We start from the raw sequence: 2,383 nt of genomic DNA on the forward strand, positions 1-2,383 counted from the left end.
GTATTTTTGTCCTTGAAACAGGTTCTATCGGACAGATTTTTGTCCCCAGACCGTATTTTTGTCCTTGAGACGGGTTCTGCCGGACAAAATCGGGACCCCAGATGCAAAAATTTTTCGATAGAGTCAGTTTATGGACAAAATCAGCCTCCGTGACTAGAAAAAAGTCCTCAACCACCAAAAGTTTTCCCCAAGCAATAAAACCTTCTTAAACGAGGTCGTTTAAGAAGGTTTTATTTTTAACACTCTTCCGGCGTACCGGCATTTGTTGCTGTGCGGAAAGAAGAACCACAGCCGCATGAAGCGATAGCGTTCGGGTTGTCGATCGTGAAGCCCCCGCCCATCATGTTCTGTTTAAAATCAATCGTCGTTCCTTTTAATATTTTCGCGCTGTCTTGATCAATTACAACTTTAAGACCGTCAAAATCTTCCTCATGGTCCCCTTCATGGATTTCCTTATCAAATCCCATGCCATATGATAATCCGCTGCAACCTCCTCCTTTTACGCCTACACGGAGAAATAGCCCGGTTTCCTCTTCAGCCGCCATCATTTCTTTCACTCGGCTTACTGCCGCTTCTGTTAAATTGACAATCATGATTTTCACTCCTTCATTGAAGGTTTCCCTTATTTTTAGTATACAAAGCATCTCATTAATCCACAAGTTATTGAACTTCTTACCATATAATTAGTTTTTCTTTACGGTAAAAATAAATGCCAAAACCTTGAAATAAGGTTCATTCCTTGTCGTCCTCTAAAATTGGGCTTATAATATAGGAAGCATTTTGCCGTATAAGGAGGCATTTTCACTTTATAAATTGCGTTATGCAAGTTTCACTTGATAGAGCGTATGATTAGAAACGGGGGAAGAGAGCATGTCTATAATAACAAAAGACACAAAAATGGAAGAGATTGCCGAAAAAGTTCGACACGGAGAGCGGTTGTCGATAGAAGACGGTTTATACTTATATGAAACACCTGACCTTTTAAGCGTAGCCCAGCTGGCAAACGAAGTAAATTTACGCAAAAACGGGGATAACGTTTATTTCATTGAAAACCTGTACATTAACCCGACGAACGTCTGTGAGGCAACATGTAGCTTTTGTGGTTTTAAGCGTAAGCCAGGAGAAGAGGGCGCTTATACGATGAACGATGAGCAACTTCTTGAGTATGTAGAAAAACGCTGGAATGATAACATACGCGAGTTCCATATCGTTGGCGGCCATAACAATGAAGTTCCATTCGATTATTATGTCAATACCGTTCGTTTGCTTAAAAAGCATTATCCGAATGTGACCGTTAAAGCATATACCGGTGCCGAAATTGAATTTTTCTCACGTCTTGCCGGCATATCAATGAAAGAAGTATTGGAAGAGTTAATTAAAGCAGGGCTAAGCTCATTAACTGGAGGCGGAGCGGAAATTCTTACAGAGCGCTATCGCGAGAAAATGAGTCCGGATAAAGCGTCTACCGACCAATGGCTTGAAGCACACGAAACAGCCCATAGCCTCGGACTTAGGACTCACTCGACTATGTTATACGGTTCGATCGAAACGAAGGAAGAACGGCTAATTCACATGGACCGTGTTCGCCAGCTTCAAGACCGGACGAATGGCTTTATGGTGTTTATTCCACTCGCCATGCAACCGCGTTCAATTAATGCCGGTTTAAATCGCCGGACATCAGCCTATGATGATTTACGAACAATTGCCATTAGCCGACTCATGCTTGATAATTTTGATCATATTAAAGCATATTGGATCAACATCGGTGTTCAATTGACGCAAATGGCTTTGACATTTGGTTCCGATGATATTCACGGCACGCTTGTGGAAGAACGCATTTCACACTCCGTTGGTGCACTATCCTCACAGGGGATTACACGGAAAGAATTGATTCATTTAATCAAAACCGCCGGCAAAAAACCGGTAGAGCGTGACACGTTCTATAACATTATTAAAGAATATTAATCCTTTTTGGTCAGACATTTTTAGGTGTCTGACCATTTTTCGTATTTTTAAGCCCTTTTGTTGTGCATGTACATATATATAAAGTATACGCATAACGTTTGGAGGGAAATGCGATGTCAAATAGTATTCTTACTTTTCTTGCTGCCTTATTTGCCGGCTACTTTTTATTAAATCTTCCGTTAGGCGGCACTTTTCTTGCCATCTTTGCCCCTGCCCTTAAAATTATTGCAATCATCGTAGTCATTGTTTTTGCCGCTGTCCTCATCTACAAAGGACTCTTAGCGATATTGGGCAAAGGTTAAAAAAATCCCCTTTAGAGGGGATTTCAGACTGTTGACAAACCCGTTTTTAAATCTTTGATTTTAGAACGGGTTTGTTTTTTTCATCACTTTTGACGTTTTTTCTGTAGTCATCTTAT

3 protein-coding genes are annotated in these 2,383 nt (G+C 40.8%); 2 read left to right on the forward strand and 1 reads right to left on the reverse strand.

Going from position 1 to position 2,383, the window contains the following annotated elements:
• Positions 1-236: 236 nt before the first annotated feature.
• Entirely contained in the window at positions 237-593 is a 357-nt protein-coding gene (locus tag H538_RS0118070; RefSeq protein WP_035351512.1) for a HesB/IscA family protein, read from the reverse strand.
• A 277-nt stretch (positions 594-870) separates the two neighbouring features.
• On the opposite strand from H538_RS0118070, the gene mqnE reads away from it, so the two are divergent.
• Together mqnE and H538_RS0118080 are read left to right on the forward strand one after the other, a co-directional pair.
• The gene (gene mqnE / locus H538_RS0118075; protein WP_026678779.1) at positions 871-1,965 is read left to right on the forward strand and encodes an aminofutalosine synthase MqnE; all 1,095 of its coding nucleotides are present in this window, start codon (positions 871-873) and stop codon (positions 1,963-1,965) included.
• Positions 1,966-2,078: 113 nt separating this feature from the next.
• Complete coding sequence (locus H538_RS0118080; RefSeq protein ID WP_026678780.1) at positions 2,079-2,267, forward strand: hypothetical protein; 189 nt, start codon at positions 2,079-2,081, stop codon at positions 2,265-2,267.
• The last annotated feature ends 116 nt before the right edge of the window (positions 2,268-2,383 follow it).

The sequence above is a fragment of the Fictibacillus gelatini DSM 15865 genome, assembly GCF_000430745.1.
Taxonomy (GTDB): Bacteria; Bacillota; Bacilli; order Bacillales; family Fictibacillaceae; genus Fictibacillus_A; species Fictibacillus_A gelatini.